The organism is Rhizobium leguminosarum (assembly GCF_004123835.1).
GTDB lineage: Bacteria > Pseudomonadota > Alphaproteobacteria > Rhizobiales > Rhizobiaceae > Rhizobium > Rhizobium leguminosarum_M.
The window spans coordinates 89,508-113,801 of record NZ_MZMU01000002.1 but is presented as its reverse complement, the minus strand read 5'-3'; the positions used below and the strand labels follow the sequence as shown (position 1 = coordinate 113,801).

18 protein-coding genes and 2 pseudogenes are annotated in these 24,294 nt (G+C 60.0%); 16 read left to right on the top strand and 4 right to left on the bottom strand.

What is annotated here, in order from left to right; all coding sequences use genetic code 11:
- Window positions 1-89 precede the first annotated feature (89 nt).
- Entirely contained in the window at window positions 90-1,280 is a 1,191-nt protein-coding gene (locus B5P46_RS01945; RefSeq protein ID WP_129417216.1) for a hypothetical protein, read from the top strand.
- Between the two features lie 368 nt (window positions 1,281-1,648).
- Here the strand turns inward: B5P46_RS01945 and B5P46_RS01940 are convergent, their stop codons facing one another.
- Window positions 1,649-2,533, bottom strand: coding sequence for a hypothetical protein (locus B5P46_RS01940; RefSeq protein WP_245456087.1), 885 nt, complete (start codon window positions 2,531-2,533; stop codon window positions 1,649-1,651).
- A gap of 675 nt (window positions 2,534-3,208) precedes the next feature.
- Between B5P46_RS01940 and B5P46_RS01930 the strand changes: the two genes are divergently transcribed.
- Window positions 3,209-4,930 carry a hypothetical protein gene (locus tag B5P46_RS01930; protein ID WP_129417214.1) on the top strand — a complete coding sequence of 574 codons (1,722 nt, stop codon included), beginning with the start codon at window positions 3,209-3,211 and terminating at the stop codon, window positions 4,928-4,930.
- 339 nt (window positions 4,931-5,269) lie between these two features.
- On the opposite strand, the gene dinB is transcribed toward B5P46_RS01930, so the two are convergent.
- Window positions 5,270-6,370 carry a DNA polymerase IV gene (gene dinB, locus B5P46_RS01925; protein ID WP_129417213.1) on the bottom strand — a complete coding sequence of 367 codons (1,101 nt, stop codon included), beginning with the start codon at window positions 6,368-6,370 and terminating at the stop codon, window positions 5,270-5,272.
- A gap of 89 nt (window positions 6,371-6,459) precedes the next feature.
- Between dinB and B5P46_RS34775 the strand changes: the two are divergent.
- Window positions 6,460-6,618 (top strand): annotated as a pseudogene (locus B5P46_RS34775) (exodeoxyribonuclease III); the annotation flags it as partial.
- A gap of 11 nt (window positions 6,619-6,629) precedes the next feature.
- Here the strand turns inward: B5P46_RS34775 and B5P46_RS01915 are convergent.
- Window positions 6,630-7,385, bottom strand: coding sequence for an SOS response-associated peptidase (locus B5P46_RS01915; protein ID WP_129417519.1), 756 nt, complete (start codon window positions 7,383-7,385; stop codon window positions 6,630-6,632).
- 295 nt (window positions 7,386-7,680) lie between these two features.
- Here B5P46_RS01915 and B5P46_RS01910 point away from each other — a divergent pair, with 295 nt between their 5' ends.
- The 10 genes and pseudogenes from B5P46_RS01910 to B5P46_RS01865 all read left to right on the top strand — a co-directional run.
- Window positions 7,681-8,439 carry an ImuA family protein gene (locus B5P46_RS01910; RefSeq protein ID WP_129417518.1) on the top strand — a complete coding sequence of 253 codons (759 nt, stop codon included), beginning with the start codon at window positions 7,681-7,683 and terminating at the stop codon, window positions 8,437-8,439.
- Window positions 8,354-9,871: a Y-family DNA polymerase gene (locus tag B5P46_RS01905; protein WP_129417212.1), complete on the top strand. Its 1,518-nt coding sequence runs from the start codon at window positions 8,354-8,356 to the stop codon at window positions 9,869-9,871. The genes B5P46_RS01910 and B5P46_RS01905 overlap by 86 nt, the downstream gene beginning before the upstream one ends.
- Window positions 9,868-13,134, top strand: a complete 3,267-nt coding sequence (locus tag B5P46_RS01900; protein ID WP_129417211.1) for an error-prone DNA polymerase — start codon at window positions 9,868-9,870, stop codon at window positions 13,132-13,134. The genes B5P46_RS01905 and B5P46_RS01900 overlap by 4 nt, the downstream gene beginning before the upstream one ends.
- 609 nt (window positions 13,135-13,743) lie before the next feature.
- Window positions 13,744-14,508 carry an amino acid ABC transporter ATP-binding protein gene (locus tag B5P46_RS01895; protein ID WP_129417517.1) on the top strand — a complete coding sequence of 255 codons (765 nt, stop codon included), beginning with the start codon at window positions 13,744-13,746 and terminating at the stop codon, window positions 14,506-14,508.
- Window positions 14,505-15,149, top strand: a complete 645-nt coding sequence (locus tag B5P46_RS01890) for an amino acid ABC transporter permease (protein WP_129417210.1) — start codon at window positions 14,505-14,507, stop codon at window positions 15,147-15,149. Before B5P46_RS01895 ends, B5P46_RS01890 begins: the two co-directional genes overlap by 4 nt.
- Complete coding sequence (locus tag B5P46_RS01885) at window positions 15,149-15,811, top strand: amino acid ABC transporter permease (protein WP_129417209.1); 663 nt, start codon at window positions 15,149-15,151, stop codon at window positions 15,809-15,811. Before B5P46_RS01890 ends, B5P46_RS01885 begins: the two co-directional genes overlap by 1 nt.
- A 23-nt stretch (window positions 15,812-15,834) precedes the next feature.
- Entirely contained in the window at window positions 15,835-16,674 is an 840-nt protein-coding gene (locus tag B5P46_RS01880) for a substrate-binding periplasmic protein (protein WP_129417208.1), read from the top strand.
- 60 nt (window positions 16,675-16,734) lie between these two features.
- The gene (locus B5P46_RS01875) at window positions 16,735-17,469 is read left to right on the top strand and encodes an aspartate/glutamate racemase family protein (protein WP_129417207.1); all 735 of its coding nucleotides are present in this window, start codon (window positions 16,735-16,737) and stop codon (window positions 17,467-17,469) included.
- A gap of 34 nt (window positions 17,470-17,503) precedes the next feature.
- Window positions 17,504-18,640: an aldo/keto reductase gene (locus B5P46_RS01870; RefSeq protein ID WP_129417206.1), complete on the top strand. Its 1,137-nt coding sequence runs from the start codon at window positions 17,504-17,506 to the stop codon at window positions 18,638-18,640.
- An 86-nt stretch (window positions 18,641-18,726) separates the two neighbouring features.
- Window positions 18,727-19,067, top strand: a pseudogene (locus B5P46_RS01865) (FAD-dependent oxidoreductase); the annotation flags it as partial.
- Here the strand turns inward: B5P46_RS01865 and B5P46_RS01860 are convergent.
- On the bottom strand, window positions 19,064-20,008 hold the full coding sequence (locus B5P46_RS01860; protein ID WP_129417205.1) for a LysR substrate-binding domain-containing protein: 945 nt from the start codon (window positions 20,006-20,008) through the stop codon (window positions 19,064-19,066). The pseudogene B5P46_RS01865 and the gene B5P46_RS01860 sit on opposite strands and share 4 nt — an antisense overlap.
- A gap of 95 nt (window positions 20,009-20,103) precedes the next feature.
- On the opposite strand from B5P46_RS01860, the gene B5P46_RS01855 reads away from it, so the two are divergent.
- From B5P46_RS01855 to B5P46_RS01845, 3 genes are read left to right on the top strand one after another with little or no spacing between them, the layout of a single operon-like run.
- Window positions 20,104-22,545, top strand: coding sequence for a GcvT family protein (locus B5P46_RS01855; protein WP_129417204.1), 2,442 nt, complete (start codon window positions 20,104-20,106; stop codon window positions 22,543-22,545).
- 30 nt (window positions 22,546-22,575) lie between these two features.
- On the top strand, window positions 22,576-23,325 hold the full coding sequence (locus tag B5P46_RS01850) for an electron transfer flavoprotein subunit beta/FixA family protein (protein WP_129417203.1): 750 nt from the start codon (window positions 22,576-22,578) through the stop codon (window positions 23,323-23,325).
- 24 nt (window positions 23,326-23,349) lie between these two features.
- The gene (locus B5P46_RS01845; RefSeq protein WP_129417202.1) at window positions 23,350-24,279 is read left to right on the top strand and encodes an electron transfer flavoprotein subunit alpha/FixB family protein; all 930 of its coding nucleotides are present in this window, start codon (window positions 23,350-23,352) and stop codon (window positions 24,277-24,279) included.
- Window positions 24,280-24,294: the final 15 nt, after the last annotated feature.

Here is a 24,294-nt window from a genome sequence, read left to right as displayed (position 1 = left end):
ACCCCATGATTAGGTCATGAACTGCCTTGTGATGTCGAGCACAATGTAAGATAGAATATCTGTAATTCACGTAGAAATCGGGGCAGGAAATGGCAGGGGATTTCGACGCTCTCAACTTTCCCTATATTCGAATTCGAGATCCTGAGTGGCTGAAGAAAACGCTGCTCGTCTTTCCTCACGTCGTGCGTATATCACCTTCCATAGGTGCGCCAAACGACGAGCCGGCTATTCGGGCTTTCTGCAACGCCCAAGGCCGCCGCGGACCTCTCTTGCGTGATCTCAACCTAGATGATGCAAACATTTGGAACGATCAGTATCGCCTCCAACAACGCATCAGAGCGAAACTTGACGAACGCCACTCGACATTGAAGAAGCGTTTCGGTCGCGAGGCGACCGAAGGAAATGAAAAGCTTGTCCGAGAATCGTCGTCACTCTGGAATGACCGGTTGGCGAGCCGCACCTTTCAAATGCACGGTCAAAAGATCCTCCCTGATCTTCTGGCTTTCCTCCGGGAGCATGGTCTTGCGTGGGAGCCGCACTATTCGGACGGACGGGGCTATTTCGAGATGCACCCCCTGCTCGGGCAAGCTGTCATGGCCGCGCTTGCATTTGCAGCCGCCGAGAGTCAGGGACTTCAACTCGTCACCGAGTTTCCGGCGATCTATGGCCGCACCGTAGACTGCGAAAAGGATGACATCATCGAGGCTTGTCTTGCGGGTGTCACGCCTAAGCCTGCGAGAGGCCATGCGACGCAAGACGGGGCCCACCAGGTCGCGAGAGTCATTGTTTATCAGCGAGCCGATACACGTGCCTTGACACCAGACCGCCTTGCAGCGCTCAGTCAGGAATGGGAGGCGATCGCCGATTTCAAAGCGGCGCTGGAGAACATGGCAAAGGATATCCCATCGAATATCTCAGATCCGAAAGCCCTTCAAGCCCACCTTGGTGAACGCGCAGACCGGGTTATGCGCGAGTGGAAAAATGGAAAGGCCAACCTCAGCGGCTATGTTAGAGCGCTTTTTGGCGAGGGAAGTGTCGACGAGTTGAAGGATGGTTTCGCCAAAGTCGCAGAAAGCGTTTTTGCGGAACCCGTTGCGGGGGCACTTGCGGGAGGGCTGGCCACTCAAAGCCTCTATGGCGCTGGCGCCGGCTTGGCGATCGGGCTTTGTGTTCAGTCGGTAAAGGGCGCGGTCGGCGTGCGAAAACGCAGTCGTGAGCACCGCCTGAGGTACCTGACACTGATGGAGAAAGCTGGCGTAAGCTATCAGATCTCTCCATAATCGGCTGCGGCGGATCGATCGTTAAACTTTGCCAACAGGGCTTCAGACAAAACACGTTTCACGCAAAGAAATATCGTTTGGCGGCTCAAAATAGCGTGTGACTTCGGCAACTTTGATAGCCGAGTCACGGATCGACCGTTCATTCCTTTCAAACAACAGCCGCCGTTTGGACTGGGACAATGTCGATGACGACGGTCCTGTACTGTCTTGCTCGGGCCGATGTGGCATTCCCGCTGGAGTGATCGTGAAAATTGCTGGCGGGACCCTTCAAGGAACACGACCCGATCGAAAATTTCGTACCTTGCCGAGCACCGGATATTCTCGCTGTCAATGGTTGTCGTCGCCGGCTGTGTCAGGTGATGGCTGTGTCATTCGAAGAAACTGCTGTTATCTACCCTCACCGGTCCCGCGATTACGGGCTTTAGATCGGTTACTGCAGCGGTCATCTTGACAGAGAAGGGATATTTGTCCCGCATTGAGGCACCATCACCTCGTCGAAAATCGGCTCCCGACCCGTAATTTAATTCGACATAGACAGTCCCCCTTACGTCTAGCTCCAATTGGTTAGGACCGATCTTCACAATCTGGATATTATCTGCAATTACCTCATCGACCATGGTGTGGGTCGAAAGCTCGTCCAACTCCTGGACAACGCTTTCGGTAAGCGCGTCTCCGGCAAGATCGTTGGCGTGTTCGGAAACTACGTCCACAATCGCTGTGCGCACGTCCCACACGGCCCCCAGAAATCGTATCATCGCATCCAGCGTATCTTCCATGAATACGGCGACAGCATCATCGCCCTGGATCAGCGTGCCGGGGCGAACGTGGGTGTACTTGGATAGCTCGTCGACAACAAAGCGCAGCTTTTTGTGCGCGTCACCGACATCGACACCGAGTTCCTCAAGAGCCTTGTCCGAGATCCCGCCCTGTGTCGCGTAGACCATGCGATGTACCCGTGTTGGCTGATCCTTGAACTCAATCTTGGCCTTTTCGCAGATTTTCTTTTGTTTCTCGCGGTAAGTCTCGTACCAGCCGCAGGCTTTGACAGCCTCGTCGGGGGCAAGCAAGTGGAGTACATATGTCACCACCTCTCGGATTCCCGCCGCGAACAGGTTTGCCCTGATTGGGTTTGCGCTGTCCCATGCCACACCGAGTGAGCCAGCCAGTACGGCTCGCGAAAACTCATCAGGGAGTTTGGCCGCGAGTTGTTCGGCTAGGGCGATTGTCGATGAACGTAACAAAGTAAATACCATTCCTGTTGAGTCGGTTGCGCCCCGACGATGCACTATCGGAACTAGCACAGAAATCGTAGTACAGATCAACGTGCGTGGTGGGCATGTATGAGTGTTTTTGACGCGCTTGCGGCTCTGCCGAAGTCATCGTCCGCTTTGCACAGATATTGGGGGTCGGCAGTTCGGGTCACTTTGAGCCCAGCACAATGAAGGCCGCGTCCCGCCCATAATGGTCGAAAAATGAGCGCAGGGTCTATTGCAGAGCAAGTTGTTCTCGACATAGGCGCAGGAAGTGGGCGCGATGCGCGAGGGCTGCCGCAATCGACAGGTCACGGCCGTCGAGCCTTCCCCTGCCTTTCGTCGTATAAAAGAATCAAAACCGGCTGAAGGGATAATCTGGATTGATGATCGCTTGCCAATTCTTGCCCGATTGGACGGCATTGTGGAGCGGTCTGACTTCATTCTTTGCTCGGCCATGTTGATGTTGGTCAGCCCTGGCGATCTAACGCGCAGCTTACTTGTCGACATGTATTAGGAAGTTTTTCAGTCCGTAGAATTGGTGCCTACAAGGACTGCGAATATTTGGATGTTCGTACTAAAGCAATAGTTGATATTTGCAGCGAAGTATGTACCCTCAAAAAGGGAGATACATAAACTATTCGCGCAGGGAAATTCGACCGCTCAAGGGAGGCAATAATGACTCGATTGCTGAATGCGTTCGCGCGCCAAAAGATTGTGGCGTCGGTTCTAGGATTGTCTATGGCCACCGCGCCGGCGGCCGCCCAGCAATGCAATCCCACAATCGATCCGGACCGCTCCATTGTTCTGCATGATCCTGCGACACTAAAGGAGCCTTTTGCCCTGAAGGGCGTAATCGCTCAGCTCCTTCGGGACTTGCCCGTTCCCGCGACGGGACCAGACGCCGAGGCTGCACTTATTGCGAGCCTTGTCGCGACCTTCGCAAAGAGCGAAGAGGTTAACCCAATTGCCAATCTTATGATGGATGTAGACGCACGGCCCGGCGAAAATAAGCTCGTCGCTTCTCGGCTGCTCGACCCGAATGATGTTTTTGGGCTGGTTCCCGTAGGGGTATTTAACAGGTTCGATTTGGCGTCAGCAAACTTCTCTCATTGTGGGGAGTATCGCATCGTGTACTCCTTCAAAGCAGCTATTTCCAATCCGCAGGTGGGGTCTATACCTGACCGCTTCTTTCTAATCTTTGAAACCAAGATTCCAAACCCGCAGCAAATGGGTGCCGCTGGCTGCCTGGGCTTGGCAGATTATTGGCGCGATCTGAGCGACATAGGGGATGATGCACAACGCGTGGAAGCTGTAAGGAAGTTCTTCTTTGACGGAATTCCCGGATATCCGCCTGCGATCAAGGCCGATCATCTCAGCGCCTTGGGTCAGTTGCGGGGCAACCTCTTCGTTGAAGATAAATGGCAGCTCCGGGAGTGGAAACTTTTGCCAACGGCTCCTGCTCAATTTGTGATGGCTACTGTCAAGAGCAATCCCCTCGCCGAGCTGTACGCGGATGATGGCAAGGAAGTCGCGGAAGTCGACGCCCTCAGGGCGCTCTTTCACTCCCAATTTGCCAGCGCAAACGGAATCCTAGCGGAGCTATTGGAGCCTGAGCTAGGATTTCTCCCTAATGCAATGAAGAATGATCCCCGCTTAAACCCGAAGGACAAAGCGTTTGACCAGCTTCTGTACGAGAAAACGATTGTGAATAGGGTTGGTTCTCGCCTTACGGACGATCGCTTCAACGAATTTCAAAGCGACTCACAAGGCAACCTTGATATCCCGGCAGGTAACCTAGGTCCTAAGTTTGAGACCGAAATCACTACCGCGCTGACAAATTTGCGCGCGGGCTTTCCAGATGGAGCCGATGTCACCGTCGACCAAGTGATAGCTCGGGCAGGAGCCATTAGCTGCGGCGGTTGCCATCAACACACGAACAACAAGCCGATCGGCTCAGTAAACGGTACGACGTTCAACTGGCCAACCACGCAGAACAACAATGGGTTTGTTCACGTCACAGAAGTTGGCAAGCTCTCTCAGACCCTCACTGACAGAATGATTCCGTTCCGGCGCGACACGCTGGCAGAATTCATATGTGAACCGCCCATCAATCAAATCGTCGCTTTGGCAGAGCAGCAGGATCGATTTGAAGCAGCGATGACTGAATACAACCAAACAGTAACTGACTATCAACTCGCTCGGATGGGTGCAATTGTCGCGCGGCAGCTTAATACTCCAACACAAAGTGGGCGCCAGCTCACAGATGTTGATCTCGTGCGTATCGAGAGCGAGGTCTCAGCTCGGTTTGAAAAGAGTCTTCGTCAGAGCATAGAGGCGGTTACGGAGGCCGAACGGCGCTTGCCCGGTGCGTTTGTCCAAAATCGTCGGCCTCATTGAATCGTCATCACGGTGATGCGGAGATGGGGAGTTGGGTATATCTAGGTCGCGTGAGGCGCAGCCACTTGCACGAGACCATGCTTTCGGGAGTTGCACTGTTTCGGCATAGCTGAGGTGCAGCATGAGACATTGGTTCGGTTCGTGGTCGGTGTAAGATAAACCTATCGAAGCGATGCATCTCCTCCCGCAAAGCTTCGAATTTCTGACGGCCATTCCTCCCCCAAGGGGTGCCTGTCGGAACAGCGGCACTCCTCCTCCCAGCCGTTGTTCAATTGTTTAGAGAAGCCTGCCGCACCTCCTCCCGCGGCAGGCTTTTTCGTTTTCGGGGCCTTGTTCCTGCTATAGGTTGAGATCGAGTTGCGGCGGCCCCTCGGTCGTGTCGCTGGGCTGGTCGTTGGTCAGCGACGATAGCGTCACGCCCAACAGGCGCACGGACCGTTTGAACGGATAGACAGTTGCCAGAAGTGCGGATGCCGCGTCGAACACATCAGCCATGTTGGCGAACGGCACTGTGGCAGACCGACTACGCGTCGCCTGGGTGAAATCCGAGTATTTGATCTTCACGGTCACCGTCTTGCCGCCGATACCCTGTGCCTCGCAATAGCGCCAGACCTTATCGGCAAGCGGCTTCAGTTCGGCTGTGGCGCATTCGAGATCATCGATATCCTCGGCGAATGTGTCTTCGGCTCCGACCGATTTGCGGATGCGGTCGGGCCTGACCTGACGGTCATCGATGCCACGGGCGATGCCATAGAAATACGGACCGGGCTTTCCGAAATGCTCCTGTAGGAAGGCGAGCGACTTCGATTTCAGATCGAGCCCGGTTTCGATGCCGTATTTGCGCATGCGCTCGGCGGTGGCCGGCCCGACGCCGTGGAATTTCTTGACGGGCAGGGTTTCGACAAAGCCTGGCCCATTTTTCGGCGTGATGACAGCCTGGCCATTGGGCTTGTTGAGATCGCTGGCCATCTTCGCGAGGAATTTGTTGTAGGAAATGCCAGCTGAGGCGTTGAGCCCGGTGACCTGCTTGATCTTGGCGCGGATCTCCAGGGCAATCTCGGTGGCGACTGCCATGCCCTTCAAATTTTCGGTGACATCGAGATAAGCCTCATCGAGCGATAGCGGCTCGATCAGCGGCGTGTAGTCGGCGAAGATTTCGCGGATTTGCTGGGAAACTGCCTTATAGACTTCGAAGCGCGGCGGCACGAAAATCAGGTCCGGGCATTTCCGTTTTGCGGTGACCGACGGCATGGCCGAATGGACACCAAAGGCACGCGCCTCATAGCTTGCGGCTGCCACGACGCCGCGTGCCGCAGATCCGCCGACGGCGAGTGGTAGCCCGCGGAGTTCCGGGTTATCGCGTTGCTCGACCGACGCGTAAAAGGCATCCATGTCGACATGGACGATTTTGCGGATCGGCGTTGGTGTCATTTCGTTCATGGCGGTTCTTGCAAAAAAAGCTACGGCTCGGTATCCCCTTCGCGGGCCTTACCAGAAACAAAGAGAGAACATAGCAGTCTTCGCGGCGATATCAACACGCGTTTGCCCGCGACGCAGGGCTGCGGATTGATCAATTCCTCTTAAGCCCCGCACTTGCTGACAATCTCAAGCAGGCCAAGGTCGACAAGTCGGTGAGAGGCTGGGAGCACACAAGTGATCACGCCCCAGTGTGGATCGAGCTGCGTTAGACCGGTCAGGCTCAGAAAAGGCTCGGCTGGGCGACGGGTTCTCCGGCCTTCGTTACGATCGTCGAGCCGTAAGGCTCCCGGGATGCTACGATCAGCGCATCGTTGGGCAGAGGACGGGCAAGCGCCTTGGCCTCATCCCACGGCGCACGCATCCAGATATCGGTCTCTTCTTTGGTCAGAAGCAGGACCGGCATGGCTTTATCGTGGATGGGCTTCACGAGGTCATTCGCATCCGTCGTCAGAAAACCGTAGAGATCATCGGTCGTCAGGCCGTCTTTGACCTTCCGCACGCTCGTCCATTGTGGGACATGGATGCCGGCGAAGAACATCAAAGGCTTGCTTTCATCGCGCGCGAACCAGGCATTGGGGATCCTGCCGCCCTCTTCCTTGCTGGCTGGATCGGGCTCTGCGAAGCTGGTCACAGGAACAAGACAGCGATGCTCGACACCAAACCAACGCTTCCAGTGCGGGAAATTGAGAGTGCGGACATTCGTGGTGCTGCCATCCACCTGATCACGCAGCAAGGCCTCGAAGTCGACCTCCTTGCCCTTGGCTCGCAATTTTTCCGCCTTCTTCTCAGCTTCTTTCCTGAGAGCGAACAGCGGGGAGGGCAGACCCCAGCGCGCATGCACCAGCTGCTTTCTTCCATCGGCCGTATTGCGCACGATCGGCCCCATCTGATCCGGGTTCATCTGGTAGGCAGGCATGAGATTGATCATGCTTTCGGTGTCCTGAGCCCACTTGGCCATGCGGTACAGATTGCACATTCGCGGCGACCATTCCCGTGAACACTGCGAGTATCGTAACCGATGGATTTGCCAAATGCCAACCGGCGGATAGTAAGTTGCGTCCGCCAAATTTATTCCCGCCTCGACCCAATCGCCGCAATCGGCCCACGGCCATGATTCGCAAAGCGAATCTTTTGGTTCCCTAAAGTTGAGAGATAATATTCCTATTCTCGGTTGCTTGACTCTTTGACGGCATCGGAACAGATAGAGAACATCTGCATTTGAACGACATGAAGTCGAAACTCCAACACGGCCTTCAAGGGACGCGTGAATGATGACTGCTGCCCGCAACAGGGTAATTACCGATCTACGCGATCGCATCGCCTCTCTCGAGGGTGGTTCGACGAAGAAGGTCGGCTGCCTTGCTTTTGGGGTTTTCGAAATAGACGCCGTGCTTCCGGGCGGCGGTTTGGCCTATGGCGCCTTGCACGAGTTCGCCGGCGGCGGGTCCGGAACGGTCGATGGTGCGGCCGCCGCTCTCTGTGTGGCGGGGATCGCTGCGCGAACGAAGGGGCAGATCCTGTGGTGCATGACGCGTCCCGACCTGTTTTTCCCGGCGCTGGCGCAGGCGGGTCTCCATCCCGATCGCGTAGTCTTTGCCGAAGCCGATAGGGAAGAGGATGTCCTGGCCACTATGGAGGAGGGTCTTGGCTATGGTGGCCTGGGCGCCGTGGTCGGTGAGCTCGTCCGTCTTCCGATGACCGCCTCGCGCCGGCTTCAGCTTGCGGCCGAGAAGACCGGAACGATGGGGCTGGTCGTGCGAAGATGGCGGCGGCAGACGGAGGCATCGGATTTCGGCCAGCCGACGGCGTCGACATCGAGGTGGCGTGTCAGCGTGCTGCCATCGGAAGAGCTGCCGGTTCCAGGCGTCGGGCGGCCGCGATGGCTCCTGGAACTGATGAGAGTGAAAGCCGGTGAGTGCGCAGAGTTTATCGTAGGAGCGTGCGATGCCACGGGTCGTATCCATTTATCTTCCGGATCTCGCGATCGACAGGATCAGACGAGCCGATGGCGGGGGAATGCTGTCCGCTGAGCGGCCGCTTGTCGTCGTCGCGAAGAGCGGTTCTAAACGCTGGATCGCGGCCGCGGATGAAACGGCCCGATCCGCAGGTCTTCATATTGGCATGCCGGCCGCCAAGGCGCAGGCCATCGTCCAGGGCCTGCAGATGGTCGACGCCGATCCGATCGCGGACACTGCGGCCGTCGAACGCCTCACGCTCTGGGCGTTGACGCAGTACACGCCGATTGTCGCAATGGATGCCCCCGACGGCATCGTCATGGACAGCGAAGGCGCCGATCATCTCCAGGGCGGCGAGGATCTGATGTTGTCCGGCATCGTCAATCGGTTCCGTGCCAAGGGGTTGACCGCGCGGGTTGCGATTGCCGACAGCTGGGGTGCGGCCCATGCGCTGGCACGCGTCAGCAAGCGCGATACCGTGATCGCTGCGCGGGGCGAGACGTCACGTTTCGTCGAGCGGCTGCCGGTGTCCTCCTTGCGGTTGCCCGCGGAAACCGTCGTCGGCCTGCGAACCCTCGGGTTTCAGATGGTCGGCGAGCTGTCGGCCACAGCTCGCGCGCCGCTTGCCCTACGCTTCGGTCCCGAAATCGGCCGCCGTCTCGACCAGATATATGGGCGGTTGCCGGAGCCGATCGATCCGATCCGTCCGATGGATGTCATCGAGGTCAGCCGCGCTTTCGCCGAGCCGATCGGCGCGCCCGAGACCATCGCCAAATATGTCTCGCGGCTTGTCGTTGAACTCTGCGAAGCGCTCCAGCAGAAGGGCCTCGGCGTTCGCCGCGCAGATCTTCTCGTCCACAAGGTCGACAATACCATGCAGGCGATCCGTGCTGGAACGGCGAAACCCGCACGCAATGTGGCCTGGCTGACAAAGCTCTTCAAGGACCGGATCGAGAAGATCGAGCCGGGCTTCGGGATCGAGAAACTCTCACTGGTGGCTGTCATCGCCGAACCGCTCACCGAAGTGCAGAAAGCGTCCTCCCTGATCGAGGAGGAGATCGTGGATCTCGCGCCGCTGATCGACGTGATCGGCAATCGCGGGCAGCGTGTCTATCGGATAGTGCCGGTGGCGAGCGACGTGCCCGAGCGCAGCGTCAAGCGCGTGAGTGCGGTTGCCGAGGAGACCGGGTCGTCATGGAGCTTACATTGGCCTCGACCGGTTCGCCTCCTCTCCCGCCCGGAGCTCATCGAGGTGATCGCGCTCCTGCCGGATCATCCACCCGTCTCGATGACCTGGCGCGGCAAGCGTCGGCGGGTGAAACGGGCCGACGGCCCGGAGCGGATTTTTGGCGAGTGGTGGACGAGGGGCTCCGAGTTCGACGCGGTGCGCGACTATTTCGTGATCGAAGACGAGGGCGGCGAACGGTTCTGGATATTCAGGTCGGGCGATGGCATCGATCCGGCCACCGGCTCGCACAAATGGTTCCTGCATGGGATCTTCGCATGAGATATGCCGAACTCCAGGTCACGTCACATTTCTCATTCCTGCGCGGGGCATCGTCGGCGGATGAGCTGTTTGCGACCGCCAAGGCGCTCGGCATCGAGGCGCTCGGCATCGTCGACAGAAACTCGCTCGCCGGCATCGTCCGGGCTCTCGAGGCGTCCCGCGCCACAGGCGTTCGCCTCGTGGTCGGTTGTCGTCTCGATCTGCAGGACGGCATGTCGATCCTGGTCTATCCGACCGATCGCGCGGCCTATTCGCGACTGACCAGGTTGCTGACGCTCGGCAAGGGCAGGGGCGGCAAGGCCAATTGCATCCTGTATCTCGACGACGTCGCGATCTATGCCGAAGGCCTGATCGGGATTCTGGTGCCTGATCTGCCAGACGAGACCTGCGCGGTGCAGCTCAGAAAGATGGCGGAAATGTTCGGGGACCGGGGCTATGTGGCCCTTTCCCTTCGCCGGCGGCCAAACGACCAGATGCGGCTGCACGAGCTGTCGAACATGGCCACCCGCTTCAAGGTGAAGACCGTCGTGACGAATGACGTTCTTTTCCACGAACCGTCGCGCCGTCAGTTGCAGGACGTCGTCACCTGTATTCGCACCAGAACCACGATCGATGGCGTCGGTTTCGAGAGGGAGCGCCATGCGGATAGATTCCTCAAACCGTCCGAAGAGATGCAGCGACTGTTCCCGCGGTACCCCGAAGCATTGGCCCGGACGATGGAAATCGCCGATCGCTGTCGGTTCTCGCTCGAGGAACTGACCTATCAATATCCTGAGGAGGCAATCGTCCCAGGCAAGGACGCGCAAAGCTCTCTCGAGCATTATGTCTGGGAATGCGCCCCTACGCGCTATCCGGAAGGTCTGCCAGACAGCGTTCTGAAAATCATTCGGCATGAGCTCGACCTCATCCGGGCCATGAAATACGCGCCCTACTTCCTGACGGTGTTCTCGATCGTCCGATATGCTCGCAGCCAGGGCATTCTTTGCCAGGGGCGGGGATCTGCCGCAAACTCGGCCGTCTGTTACATCCTCGGGATCACGTCCATCGATCCGGAGACAAATGACCTGCTCTTCGAGCGCTTCGTTTCCCAGGAGCGCGACGAGCCACCGGATATCGACGTCGATTTCGAGCACGAGCGCCGCGAGGAAGTCATTCAGTGGATCTACAAGACCTACACACATCAGAAGGCAGCACTCTGCGCGACCGTGACACGATATCGTGCGAAAGGGGCGATCCGTGATGTCGGCAAGGCACTCGGTCTGCCGGAGGATATGATCAAGGCGCTGTCATCGGGCATGTGGTCCTGGTCCGCCGATATGGTCGGCGACCGGAACCTGCGCGACCTCAACCTCAATCCCGATGACCGTCGCCTCGCACTGACGCTGAAGCTTGCGCAGCAGCTGATGGGCGCTCCCAGGCACCTCGGCCAGCATCCGGGTGGGTTCGTGCTGACGCATGACCGGCTCGACGATCTCGTTCCCATCGAGCCGGCGTCGATGGCCGACCGGCAAGTGATCGAATGGGATAAGGACGATGTCGAAGCCTTGAAGTTCATGAAGGTCGATGTCCTGGCGTTGGGGATGCTGACCTGCATGGCAAAAGCATTCAAGCTGATTGAGGAGCATAAGGGCGAAACGATCGATCTGGCGAATATCGAACAGGAAGACTCTGCGACCTATGCGATGATCCGCAAGGCCGACACGCTCGGCACCTTCCAGATCGAAAGCCGGGCGCAGATGGCGATGTTGCCTCGGCTGAAGCCTCGAACCTTCTACGATCTCGTCATCCAGGTCGCCATCGTCCGGCCCGGGCCAATTCAGGGCGACATGGTGCACCCCTATCTGCGCCGCCGCGAAGGCAAGGAACCGGTTGTCTATCCGACCCCCGAACTGGAAGCCGTGCTTGGAAAGACACTCGGCGTGCCTCTCTTCCAGGAGTCGGCCATGAAGGTGGCGATGGTCTGCGCCGGCTTTACCGGCGGCGAGGCCGATCAGCTTCGCAAATCGATGGCCACGTTCAAGTTCACCGGCGGCGTCTCGCGGTTCAAGGACAAGCTGGTATCGGGGATGGTGAAGAATGGTTATTCGCCGGACTTCGCCGAGAAGACCTTTTCTCAATTGGAGGGGTTTGGATCCTACGGTTTTCCCGAAAGCCACGCGGCAAGCTTCGCGCTTATCGCCTACGCCTCAAGCTTCGTGAAGTGTCATTACGCCGATGCGTTCTGCGCGGCCTTGATCAACAGCCAACCCATGGGTTTCTATGCGGTCGCCCAGATCGTCGGCGACGCCCGCAACCACGGTGTGGAGATCCGGCCGGTCTGTATCAACCGCTCTCGCTGGGACTGCACGCTCGAGCCGGTAGTGGGCGACGAACGCCGCCATGCCGTTCGCCTGGGGATGCGTCTGGTGCGTGGACTGGCCGCAGTCGATGCGGCTCGCATCGTGGCCGCCCGTGCTGATCAGCCCTTCGACAGCGTCGATGACATGTGGCGGCGCTGCGGCGTTCCGGCAGCATCGGTGGTCGAACTGGCGGAGGCCGACGCTTTCCTGCCATCGCTCGAACTTCAGCGACGAGACGCGCTGTGGGCGATCAAAGCTTTGCGCGACGAGCCACTGCCACTCTTTGTTGCCGCGGCCGAGCGCGAGATAAAGACGATCGCCGAGCAGCAGGAGCCGGATGTCAAACTCCGGCAGATGACAGATGGGCACAATGTCATCCAGGACTACAGCCATACAGGTCTGACGCTGCGCGAGCACCCGATCGCGTTCTTGCGCAAGGACCTTGCTGCTCGAAGCATCGTCACCTGCGGAGAGGCGATGTCGGCCCGCGATGGCCGCTGGTTGATGACCGCGGGCCTCGTTCTCGTCCGTCAAATGCCCGGATCGGCAAAAGGTGTCATGTTCCTAACGATCGAAGATGAGACCGGTCCGGCGAACGTCGTTGTCTGGCCGAAGCTCTTCGAACGGCGTCGGCGCGTCGTGCTCGGATCGAGCATGATGGCGATCAACGGCCGGATCCAGCGGGAAGGGGAGGTTGTGCACCTCATCGCCCAGCAGCTGTTTGATCTGTCGGGCGACTTATCCGCCTTGGCGGATCGTGATGGGGAGTTCAAACTGCCGACCGGCCGCGGTGACGAGATTGCTCACGGAGCGCCGGGCAGCCCGGATTCGCGGGATCGAGCGCCGGAGGTCAAGCCGAGGGATATTTTCGTTCCGGATTTGCATATCGACACGCTGAAGGTAAAGGCTAGGAATTTTCACTAAGGAATCCAGCGCGATAGCTTTCTTCGATGAATGCGGCGGTTCGATTCCGGTCAAGACCTTCAATTGGAGAACTAACGCTGATACCGCGCGCGGACCTCAATTATCCAAGCCTTGAAATGCTCGACTGCTTCCGTGTTTCTGCGGTCCTTGGGCGTAACGATGTAGTGCGCAGAGGCGCTAGTCATAACAGCTGGTGAGATTGCGACCAGGGCACTAGCCGCAAGATGTTTTTCGAGCGCCTGGGTAACGCCGGAGGCTGAAGATCAGGACCTCCATTTAGTTGCTGCGAGGGCGGCGGCGCGATGGCCTCCGCCGCCCCTTCTTTTTGCCAGTAGCATAACTTCAAGTTTGGCATGTCGGCAATTTTTTCGCCCTGCTCAGCGCGCGCGACAGAGTGCTATCATTCCTCGAAATAATAATGGGAACACGGCCGGAACGGGGAACTCCGACGGCCATCTCACACGAAAGCGGTTCAAGCGCACGACGCAGCCCGCAAAGCGGCGCGTGGATTGCAATTGCATGGGGGATCATGATGATATGGACAGTGCCATCCTCTACATTGGAGGCGAAGATCGATCTCGTGCCGGATCGAGCGAGGTGCAGCCCGGGATGACGGCCGCGTCGGACAACGTGCTCATCCGCCTCAAGTCCTTGAGCAAGCACTATGGAACCCACACCGTTCTTGAGGGCATCGATCTTGAGGTGCGTTCGGGTGAGGTGCTCGCCATCATCGGTCCGAGCGGTTCGGGCAAGAGCACGCTGCTGCGCTGCATCAACTATCTTGAGCCACCGGATGGCGGGAAGATTAGCATCGGTGCGACGATGATCGATGCCGCCCGGCCCGTTGCACGCGCCGAACTTTCCGGCCTGCGCCGGCGGGTCGGCATGGTCTTCCAGTCGTTCAACCTCTTTCCGCACATGTCTGTGCTGCGCAATGTCAGCCTTGCTCAGGAGCGCGTGCTCGGCCGCAGCCGTAAGGAGGCGGACGAGCGCTCCATGCTGCTTCTGAAGCGGGTCGGCCTCGCAGACAAGGCCGGGCAGTTTCCCGTGCGGTGTTCCGGTGGCCAGCAGCAGCGCATCGCAATCGCGCGTGCCTTGGCACTCGATCCAGAAATCATGCTCTTCGACGAACCGACCTCGGCGCTCGACCCGGAACTCGGGCTCGAAGTTCTCGCCGTCATGCGCGAGCTTGCCGAAAGCGGCATGACGATGATCGTCGTCACGCACGAGATGGGCTTTGCCGAGAACGTCTCCGACACGGTCATGATGATGGCCGATGGCCACATTGTCGAGAAGGGACCGTCCAAGGAGGTGATGCGCAATCCGCAAGAGGAGCGGACGAAGCGTTTCCTCCGCGCGGTGCACGACCGATGAGCTTGCTGGACCTGCTGCCCCTGCTGCGTGGTCTCACTTGGACGGTCGCGCTCACGGCCGGCGCGTTCCTTATTGGCGCCGTGCTTGGTGTACCGCTGCTTGCAGCCCGCCAGAGCCGGCTGATGCCGCTGCGCTTCCTCGCCATGGTCGTCATCCAGATCGTCCGCGCGATCCCGCCGATCCTCTGGCTCTTCATCATCTTCTTCGGCCTCGGCATGGGCTTGATGCCGATTAGTCCCTTCAATGCTGCGCTGATCGGGCTTGGGCTGATCGCCGCTGCGAACATGGCGGAGATCTACCGCGGTGCGGTCGCATCGATCCACCACGGCCAGTTTGAGGCCTCCGCCGCGCTCGATCTCGGCCGCTGGTCGACCTTGCGCGACATCGTCGCACCGCAGGCCTTTCGCGTCGCACTGCCTTCGGCCGCAAGCTATCTCATAGGCCTCATGAAGGAGACGGCAGTCGCCTCGACCATCGGCGTGTCGGAGCTTGCTTACCAGGGCAATCAGCTGTCGCAGCTTACCTATCGCGGCCTTGAAGTTTTTGCGCTGGTGGGGCTGTTCTACGTGCTCCTAAGCCTGCCGATCGCATGGCTCTCGCGCGTTGCCGACGGTTATCTCCAGGCGAAGGTGGCGCGCTGATGTTTCCGAGTTACGACGAAATTTCCGCCTGGCTGCCGGACCTTCTCGCCGGACTGTCGGTCAGCCTTCAGGTGACGGCCCTCAGCCTTCTCATAGGCATTCCCTTCGGCCTGCTCCTGGCGCTTGGTGTCCTGGCGAAGAACCGCGTCGTGAAAGGTCTCAGCTTGTTTCTGGTCGAGATCGGCCGCGGCGCGCCGGCGCTGGTGCTTCTGCAATTCATCTATTTCGGCCTGCCGACGACCGGATTGACGCTTGGTTCCTATACGGCCGCCGTGATTGCGCTCTCCTGGAACACCGGCGCTTATACCAGCGAGATCATCCGCGCCAGCCTGCAATCGGTCGCCCATGGCCAGCGCGAGGCGGCGGTCGCGCTCGGCCTCAACCAGCTTGATGAGTTGCGTTATGTTCTCCTGCCGCAGGGGCTCCGTGTTGCCCTTCCCGCACTGCTCGGCTTCTCGATCCTGATCTTCCAGGGCACCTCTCTCTGCTTCACCATTGCACTGCCCGAGCTGGTGAGCCGCGCCTACGAGATCGGCTCCACGACCTTCCGCTACTTCCCGGCACTGCTGTCGGCCGGCGTGCTCTACGCCAGCATTTCCATCCCCGCCGCCCTGCTCGTCAATCACGTCGAGAAGCGTGCGGGCCTTTACGCCCACCGTTGAACCCAACCTGAAAGGATGCCCGCATGCCCCGAATGAAGACCACGACGCAGTTCCTTCTCGCCGGCATCGCCGGTCTCGCGCTATCGGCTGGGATCGCGTCCGCGCAGGATTGTACGCCGAAGCATCAATTCAACACGGTTGAGGCGGGTACGCTGACGGTCGCAGTCACCACCTACGTGCCACATTCCTTCGTCGACGACAGTGGCAACATGAAGGGTATCGACGGCGATATTGCCACCGAATTCGCCAAGCGCGAATGCCTGAAGGTAAAGGCTATCGCCGTCGATCCGGCAGCCGCCATCCAGTATGTGCTCTCAGGCCAGGCGGATATCACCACCGGCGACTGGTATCGCACGGCCGAGCGCGCGAAGGTGATGAGTCTTTCCGCGCCGCTCTACACCGACCAGATGGGCATTTACTCGAAGGAAGGCTTCAAGAGCGTCTCCGATCTCGAAGGCAAGCAGGTCGGCACGGTACAGGGGTATCTCTGGGTCGCCGACCTCAAGGCAATGCTCGGCGGGTCGCTGAAGCTCTATCCGAACTCGGTAAACATGCAGCAGGACTTGAACTCCGGCCGCATCGATGTTGCGGTCGACGGCTATTCGACCGGCGTCGTCGCCGAACAGAAGGGCGCGCTTGGCGATGTCAAGGTCAATGTCGCGGCTCCCGACGAGCGCGTGAAGGCGAGCAAGGAAGCGGCGCAGGCGGCCTTCCCTTATTCGTTCAACGCCAAGGAACTGGGCGTCGCACTAGACGCCGCGATCACCGAAATGCATGCCGATGGTACGATCATGACCATCCTCAAGTCCTACGGCCTGGATGGCACGGCGGCGGAGACAGGCGCGCCGCGCCTCGTCGAGTAAGCGAACGGGCGGGGGAGGGCACTCCCCCGCATTTCCTTTGGATTATCGGAGACACCAACGATGACTGTCTATTCGGTCACGCGCAAGACGCAGTCGTGGTATGGCGAGCAAATCGGCATCCTGATCCTTGATGCGGCCTATCCCTGCGTGCCTGGCAATGTTGGCAACGCAACGACCTATGACTATCCGGTTCGCTTTCAGGAGGTGCGGGGCGCCTCGATCGATCGCCTGCTCAACCAGCGCGATCCAGCCCTGAAGGACGTATTTATCGAAGCTGCCGTCGAACTTCAGAATCGTGGTGTGAAGGCGATCACCGGCGCCTGTGGCTTCATGGCCTATTTCCAGGAGGAGGTGGCGTCAGCTGTCGACGTTCCGGTTTTCCTTTCCAGTCTGATGCAGATCCCCTTCATGCATGCGCTGTGCGGTGGTCGGGTCGGCGTCATCACCGCAAATGCAGCGCGGCTGACCCCGCGCCACTTCGACGCCTGCAATGTCGCGGACCATGTGCCGCTGGTCATTGCCGGCATGGAGGGGCAGACGGAGTTCCGCGAGGCCATTCTCGAAGAGCGCGGCACGCTGGATTCCGCTGCAATCGAGTGGGAAGTGACCGAAGTTGCACGCCGTCTCGTCGAGGAAAATCCGGACGTCCGGTCGATCCTGCTCGAATGCAGCGACCTGCCGCCCTATGCCCATGCGGTACAGGCGGCGACAGGCCGGCCGGTCTTCGACTTCATCACCATGATCAATTACGTGCAGCAGAGTACCGCGCGCCGCCCCTATACGGGCGGCATGTAGCCCGGGCGCTTCTGGCAGAATGCAGGAACCGACGATGTCGCTTGATCACTATTACCTCCTCGGCCGCTCCGGATTGCGGGTGAGCCGCCTTGCACTCGGCACCATGACCTTCGGCAACGCCGGCATCCGCGGCATCGGTGGCTCCTGGGGCAGTGACGAGGCGACCGCCCGCGCGATCTTCCATCGTTATGTCGAGGCCGGCGGCAATTTCATCGATACGGCGGATTCCTATGCCGGGGGTATGAGCGAGAGCCTCGTCGGCAGCTTCGTCGCGGAAGCCGGGCTTCGCGACCATATGGTCATCGCCACGAAGTTCTCGAACAATGTCTCGCCCGGCAATCCGAATGCCGGCGGCAACGGGCGCAAGAATATCATGCGCGCGGTCGACGCCTCGCTGAAGCGTCTGAAGACAGATTATATCGATCTCTATCTCCTTCACACTTGGGATCGGATGACCCCGGTGGAGGAGGTGATGCGCACGCTTGATGACCTCGTGCGCGCGGGAAAGATCCGGCATGCGGGTCTTTCCGACGTGCCTGGCTGGTATGCCGCACGGGCGCAGACCTGGGCGGAAACCCATACGCTGTCGTTGCCGATCTGCCTGCAGCTTCCCTATTCGCTGGTCGAGCGCAGCATCGAGCACGAATTCGTTCCGCTCGCCGAAACGCTCGGGCTCGGTATCACCGTCTGGAGCCCGCTTGCCATGGGGCTACTGTCCGGCAAGTACCGCTCCGGCGCGCAGGTGGGGCGCCTCGCGCTCGACGCTTCGGGCACCGGTCTCGGCCTGTTCAGCGAACGCAATTTCCGTATCGTCGCCGTCCTTGAGGCAACCGCCGCAGACGTTGGTCGCAGCTTGGCGCAGGTGGCGCTCAACTGGGTGGTCAATCGTCCAGGCATTGCCGCGGCAATCATCGGTGCAAGCAGGCTGGAACAACTGGACGACAATCTCGCTTCGCTCGATTTCGAACTGGCCGCGAACCAGCGCGCCGCGCTCGATGCGGCCAGCGCCATCGATGCGCCCTATCCCTACAGCCTGTTTGCCGACGACTATCAGGCGGGCATCCTGAACACCGGCAGCTCTGTCGGCGAGAAACCGCGGACGTATCGTTCCGACATCTTCCTGCCGAAGGTGACGGACTATGTCTTCAGCCAGCCGAACCAGAAACAATAAGCTGCTGCAAGGAGTGACGGCATGCTGAACGATCCCCGCTCCCATGGCCTTTGGGAAAAGACGGCGCCACCGGCCCCGGCAACGCAGCCGCCTGGGCAAAGCGGGCATTGAAGCGTCTTTCCCCGCGCTCGGGCCTGTTGAATTCGAATGCGAGTGGTTCGGCAAGATCGGCATGACGGACAATGCGCTGCCGCGCTTCCATCGCTTCGCCGACAATGTTGTTGGTTTCTCAGGCTACAACGGCCGCGGTATCGCGCCGGGCACGGTGTTTGGCCGCACCCTGGCGCGGCTTATCATTGGCGAGATTGCCGAGGCCGACCTGCCGTTGCCGCTCACCGACCCGAAAGAACCGCCCTTCCTTCCGTTCAAGGAAGCCTATTACGAAGCGGGTGCGCAGATCGCCCACTTCGCTGGCGAGCGGTTTTAAGCCTTCGGGACCGTTGCATCGCCGCTGACGGCGACCTCGGCCTGTTGCTCCATCAGCCAGTCCCGGAAAAGCTCGGTGCCGCGCTTCGGCGGGCGCTGGGCTGGCATGATGATATGGATCGCCTGACCGGACCTGTACGTTTCCCCCAACGGAAGAACCAGACGGCCCGATTGCAGATGGTCCTGCACGAGATGTTTCCAGCCAAGGGCGATGCCCTGCCCCTGTACGGCAGCCTCGATCGAGCCCAAGGCATCGGTGAAGACGAAATCTTGTTTTAGCCGGGAAACCGGCACGGAATGACGGTCCAGCCATTCGCGCCAGCCGAGACGGGTACGGTGCCGCTCCTCGAAGTTCAGCAGCGTGTGCTGCAGAAGATCGGCCGGCTCTCGGATGGGCCCATGTTCCCTGAGGTAATCCGGGCTGCAGACCGGCAGCACCTCTTCGGTAACGAAGTGCCAGGCGTGGATGCCTGGCCACTTGCCGTTTCCCAGACGGGCGGAAAGGTCGATATCCTCTTCCACCAGATCCTGATCGTCACGGCTGCTTTCCTCGATGCGCAGTGAGACGTCGGGGTGTTTCGCCTTGAAGTCCTTCAGCCGCGGCAGAAGCCAGAGCTGCACGAAGGCGGCGGAAAAGGAAACCCGCACGACATCGTTGGAATGCTTGTTCTGCAGCGATGAGATGACCATGTGCAGATGGTCGAAGGCGGCCTGGGTTTCCTTGTAGAGCCGCAAACCCTCGGCCGTCAGCTCCAGCCGGGTATGGTCACGCCGGAAGAGTTTCAGCCCCATCGCCTCTTCCAGCAACCGGATCGTCTTGCTCACGGCCGGCTGGCTGACATTCAGCTCCTGCGCGGCGGCCGTGAAGCTGCGCCTGCGGGCGGCTGCCTCGAAGCAGAACAGGTAGTTGGCGGAGGGGACGAGAGAGCGAAGCCGGTGCATAATCTGAAGTTATGCCCTCCGAGAATTTTTAGCAAGATTACAACGGCCTTTGGCGTTTGTAGGGTCTGGACAAACCAATACGAGGGAACTCTTTCATGCAAACTCATGCTCGCGCCGTCGTCATCGGCGGTGGTTGTGTCGGCGCCGCCATTCTTTACGGTCTCACCAAGCGCGGCTGGACCGATGTGGCACTGTTGGAGCGCACGCAGCTGACGGCCGGATCGACCTGGCATGCCGCCGGCCTCATCCCCTCCTATGCCCGCAGCATCAATATCGGCCGGATGATTTCGAAGACCATCGAGATTTACGAGGGTCTGGAAGCCGAGACCGGCCAGCATGTCGGCTGGCACAAGTGCGGCCAGCTGCGCATCGCCAACACGCGCGACCGTCTCGATGAATACAAGAGTTATATGAGCGTAGCCGCCGTGCAGGGCATCCGCGCCGAGCTGGTGACGCCGCAGGAAGCGCGCGAGCTCTGGCCGCTGCTCGAAAACAACAAGGATATGCTGGCCGCTCTCTACCATCCGGAAGACGGCCATATCGCTCCCGCCGACGTGACCCAGGCCATGGCCAAGGGTGCACGCGACCGCGGCGCGAAGATCTACCTCAACACCGAGGTCAAGGGCTTCGAGCGTCTAGCCGGCGGCGAATGGAAGATCATCACCAACAACGGCGATATCATCTGCGAGCACATCATCTCGGCCACCGGCAATTATGCCCGCCAGACCGGCGCTATGCTCGGCCTCGAAATTCCCGCCATTCCCATTCTCCACCAATACTGGATTACCGATGTCGTGCCGGAGATCGTGGAGCGCAAGCGCCAGGGCCTGCCGGAAATGCCGATCCTGCGCGACGAAGGTTTCGAAGGCTACCTGCGCGAGGAAGGTGACGGCCTCATGTTCGGTCCTTACGAGAAGACCGAACACCTGAAGCTCTTCGCCGAAAACGGCGTGCCCGAGTGGTTCGGCGCCGATCTGGTCGAAGAGGATTTCGACGCGGTGGCCTGGAATTGGGAAGCCGCCATGGAGATGGTTCCGGCGCTTGGGCGCGTCGGCATCAAGGCTAATGTGCGTGGCCCCTTCCAGATGACGGCCGACGAGCTGCCGCTGGTCGGCCCCGCCTGGGGTTTGGAAAATGTCTGGATCGCCGAAGGCGTGCCGGGCGGCATCCTCTGGGGTGGCGCGATCGGCTATTATCTTTCCGAGCGCATCGTGGAGGGTGCCAACAGCCTCGATACGTCCGAACTCGATCCACGCCGCTTCGGCGACTATGCCAACAAGGAATGGACGCGACATAAGGTCAAGGAAAGCTGGGGCACCCATGCCGAGCTGCACTATCCGGGCCAAGACATGCCGGCCGCCCGCCCGCAGAAGACCGCGCCTTCCTATGATATCCTGACAAAGCGCGGCGCCGTCTGGGGCGTTTTGAATGGCTGGGAAATGCCGAACTGGTTTGCGCCGGAAGGGGTGGAAGCCAAGGATCAGTACAGCTGGCGCTGGACCCAGAAGGGCCACTACGTCGCCGAGGAAGTGCGGGCTGTGCGCAACGCCGTCGGCCTGGTCGAAATGACGCCGATGACCAAGTTCGAAGTCTCCGGCTCCGGCGCGGAAATCTGGCTTGACGGTATCCTTGCCAACCGTCTGCCGAAGGCCGGCCGCGTCAATCTCAGCCATCACCTGACGAAGAATGGCGGCGTGCAGGCGGAATACGTCGTCTCGCGTCTGGAAGACGGCATGTTCTACCTCATTTCGACGCCGCGGGCGGAGCGCTGGAATTTCGACGATCTGTCGAAGCTTATGCCGAAGGATGGCAGCGTCCAGCTGCGCAACGTCACCAATGAGCGTGGCTGCTTCACGCTGGTCGGCCCGAAGGCGCGCGAGGTGCTGCAGCAGCTGACCGAGATCGATCTGTCCAACGAGGCTTTCCCGTGGTTCGGCGTCAAATCCGGAGCTGTCGGTCTTGCCACAGACGTTCGCCTGCTGCGCGTCAATTATGAAGGTGAACTGGGTTGGGAACTCTACCATCCGCTTCCCTACCAGCGTCATCTGCTCGAAGCCTTGCTTGCGGCCGGCGAGGCCCATGGGCTGAAACTGATTGGCCTGCATGCGTTGGAGTCGCTGCGGTTGGAAAAATCATACCGCGCCATGTACCGTGACATGAACCCGGAGCTTTCGGCCTGGGAAAGCAATCTCGATCGTTTCATCGGGCTCGATAAGGGCGACTTCATCGGCAAGGAAGCGCTCGTTCGTCAGAAGGAAGAGGGCGTCAAACAGCGTTCGGTGACGATTTCTATCGACACCGACGGCGCAAGCTCGCTGATCCATGAGGGTGTTTATCACCAAGGTAAGCTCGTCGGCCGCATCACCTCGGGCAGCTACGCCTATACGCTCGGCCATGATGTCGCCTTTGCGCTCCTGCCGCCCGAGCTCGGAGCGCCGGGAACGGAGCTGGAAGTGCCGATCCTCGGCGAGATGCGCAAGGCGCGTGTGCTGGAAGAATCCCCCTACGATCCGCAGGCCCTCCGCGGCCGCATGTGATCGTCAACGCTATCTGAGGGAACTGGAACGATGAAAATCTTGGTCACCGTCAAACGTGTCGTCGACTACAACGTGAAGATCCGGGTCAAGCCGGATGGTTCGGGTGTCGAGCTTGCCAATGTGAAGATGTCGATGAACCCGTTCGACGAGATATCGGTCGAGGAGGCTCTGCGGCTGAAGGAAGCCGGAAAAGCGGATGAGGTTGTGGTCGTGTCGGTCGGCCCGGCCAAGGCGGAAGAAACGCTGCGCACGGCGCTTGCCATGGGTGCGGACCGCGCCGTCCTAGTCGAGACCGACGATCAGGTCGAGCCGCTGGCCATTGCCAAGATCGTCAAGGGCGTGGCGGACGCCGAACAGCCCTGCCTGATCATGGTCGGCAAGCAGGCGATCGATGACGATTCGAACCAGACCGGCCAGATGCTGTCGGCATTGCTCGGCTGGGCGCAGGGCACCTTTGCCTCCAAGGTTGAGATCGGAGATGGCAAGGCAACCGTGACCCGCGAAGTCGATGGCGGCCTGCAGACGATCGACATCAAGCTGCCGGCGGTGGTGACCACCGACCTGCGCCTCAACGAGCCGCGCTACGCCTCGCTGCCGAACATCATGAAGGCGAAGAAGAAGCCGCTCGACAAGAAGAGCCCGGCCGATTTCGGCGTCGACATCAGCCTGCGCCTCAAGGTCCTGAAGACCGAGGAGCCGGGTGGCCGCAAGGCCGGCATCAAGGTCAATACTGTCGCCGAACTGGTCGACAAGCTGAAAAATGAAGCCGGCGTCCTCTAAGAGATCGCGAAAGGAAATACGACGATGACCATTCTTCTTCTCGCGGATCACGACAACGCGACGCTCTCCGACCAGACCGCCAAGGCGCTGACGGCTGCTTCCAAGATCGGCGACGACGTCCATGTGCTGGTTGCCGGCAAGGGCGCAAAGGCTGCAGCCGATGCAGCGGCGAAGCTCACCGGTGTCTCCAAGGTTCTGCTCGCCGACAGCGGCGACCTTGCCAACAACCTCGCAGAGCCGCTCGCAGCCCTGATCGTCTCGCTCGCCAGTTCCTACGACACGATCATCTCGGCCGCCACCGCGGTCGGCAAGAACGTCCTGCCGCGCGTCGCAGCTCTGCTCGACATCGCGCAGATCTCGGAAATCATCGAAGTGGTCTCGGCCGACACATTCAAGCGCCCGATCTATGCCGGCAATGCCATCCAGACGGTGCAGACATCGGAAGGCAAGAAGGTCATCACCGTGCGCACCGCCTCCTTCGCCTCGGCTGGCGAAGGCGGCTCGGCACCGGTGGAAACCGTCGCGGCCGCCGCCAATCCGGGCCTGTCCAGCTTCGTCAAGGACGCGCTGTCCTCGTCTGATCGTCCGGAACTGACCTCGGCGAAGATCATCATCTCCGGCGGCCGGGCGCTCGGCTCGGCGGAGAAGTTCCAGCAGGTGATCCTGCCTGTCGCCGACAAGCTCGGTGCCGCCGTCGGCGCGAGCCGTGCCGCCGTCGACGCCGGCTACGCGCCGAACGACTGGCAGGTCGGGCAGACCGGCAAGGTGGTGGCACCGCAGCTCTACATCGCGGTCGGCATCTCCGGCGCCATCCAGCACCTCGCCGGTATGAAGGACTCAAAGGTCATCGTCGCCATCAACAAGGACGAGGAAGCCCCGATCTTCCAGGTCGCGGACTACGGCCTAGTCGGCGATCTGTTCGACGTACTGCCGGAGTTGCAGAAGGCGCTCTGAACGCGCTTCACGTTC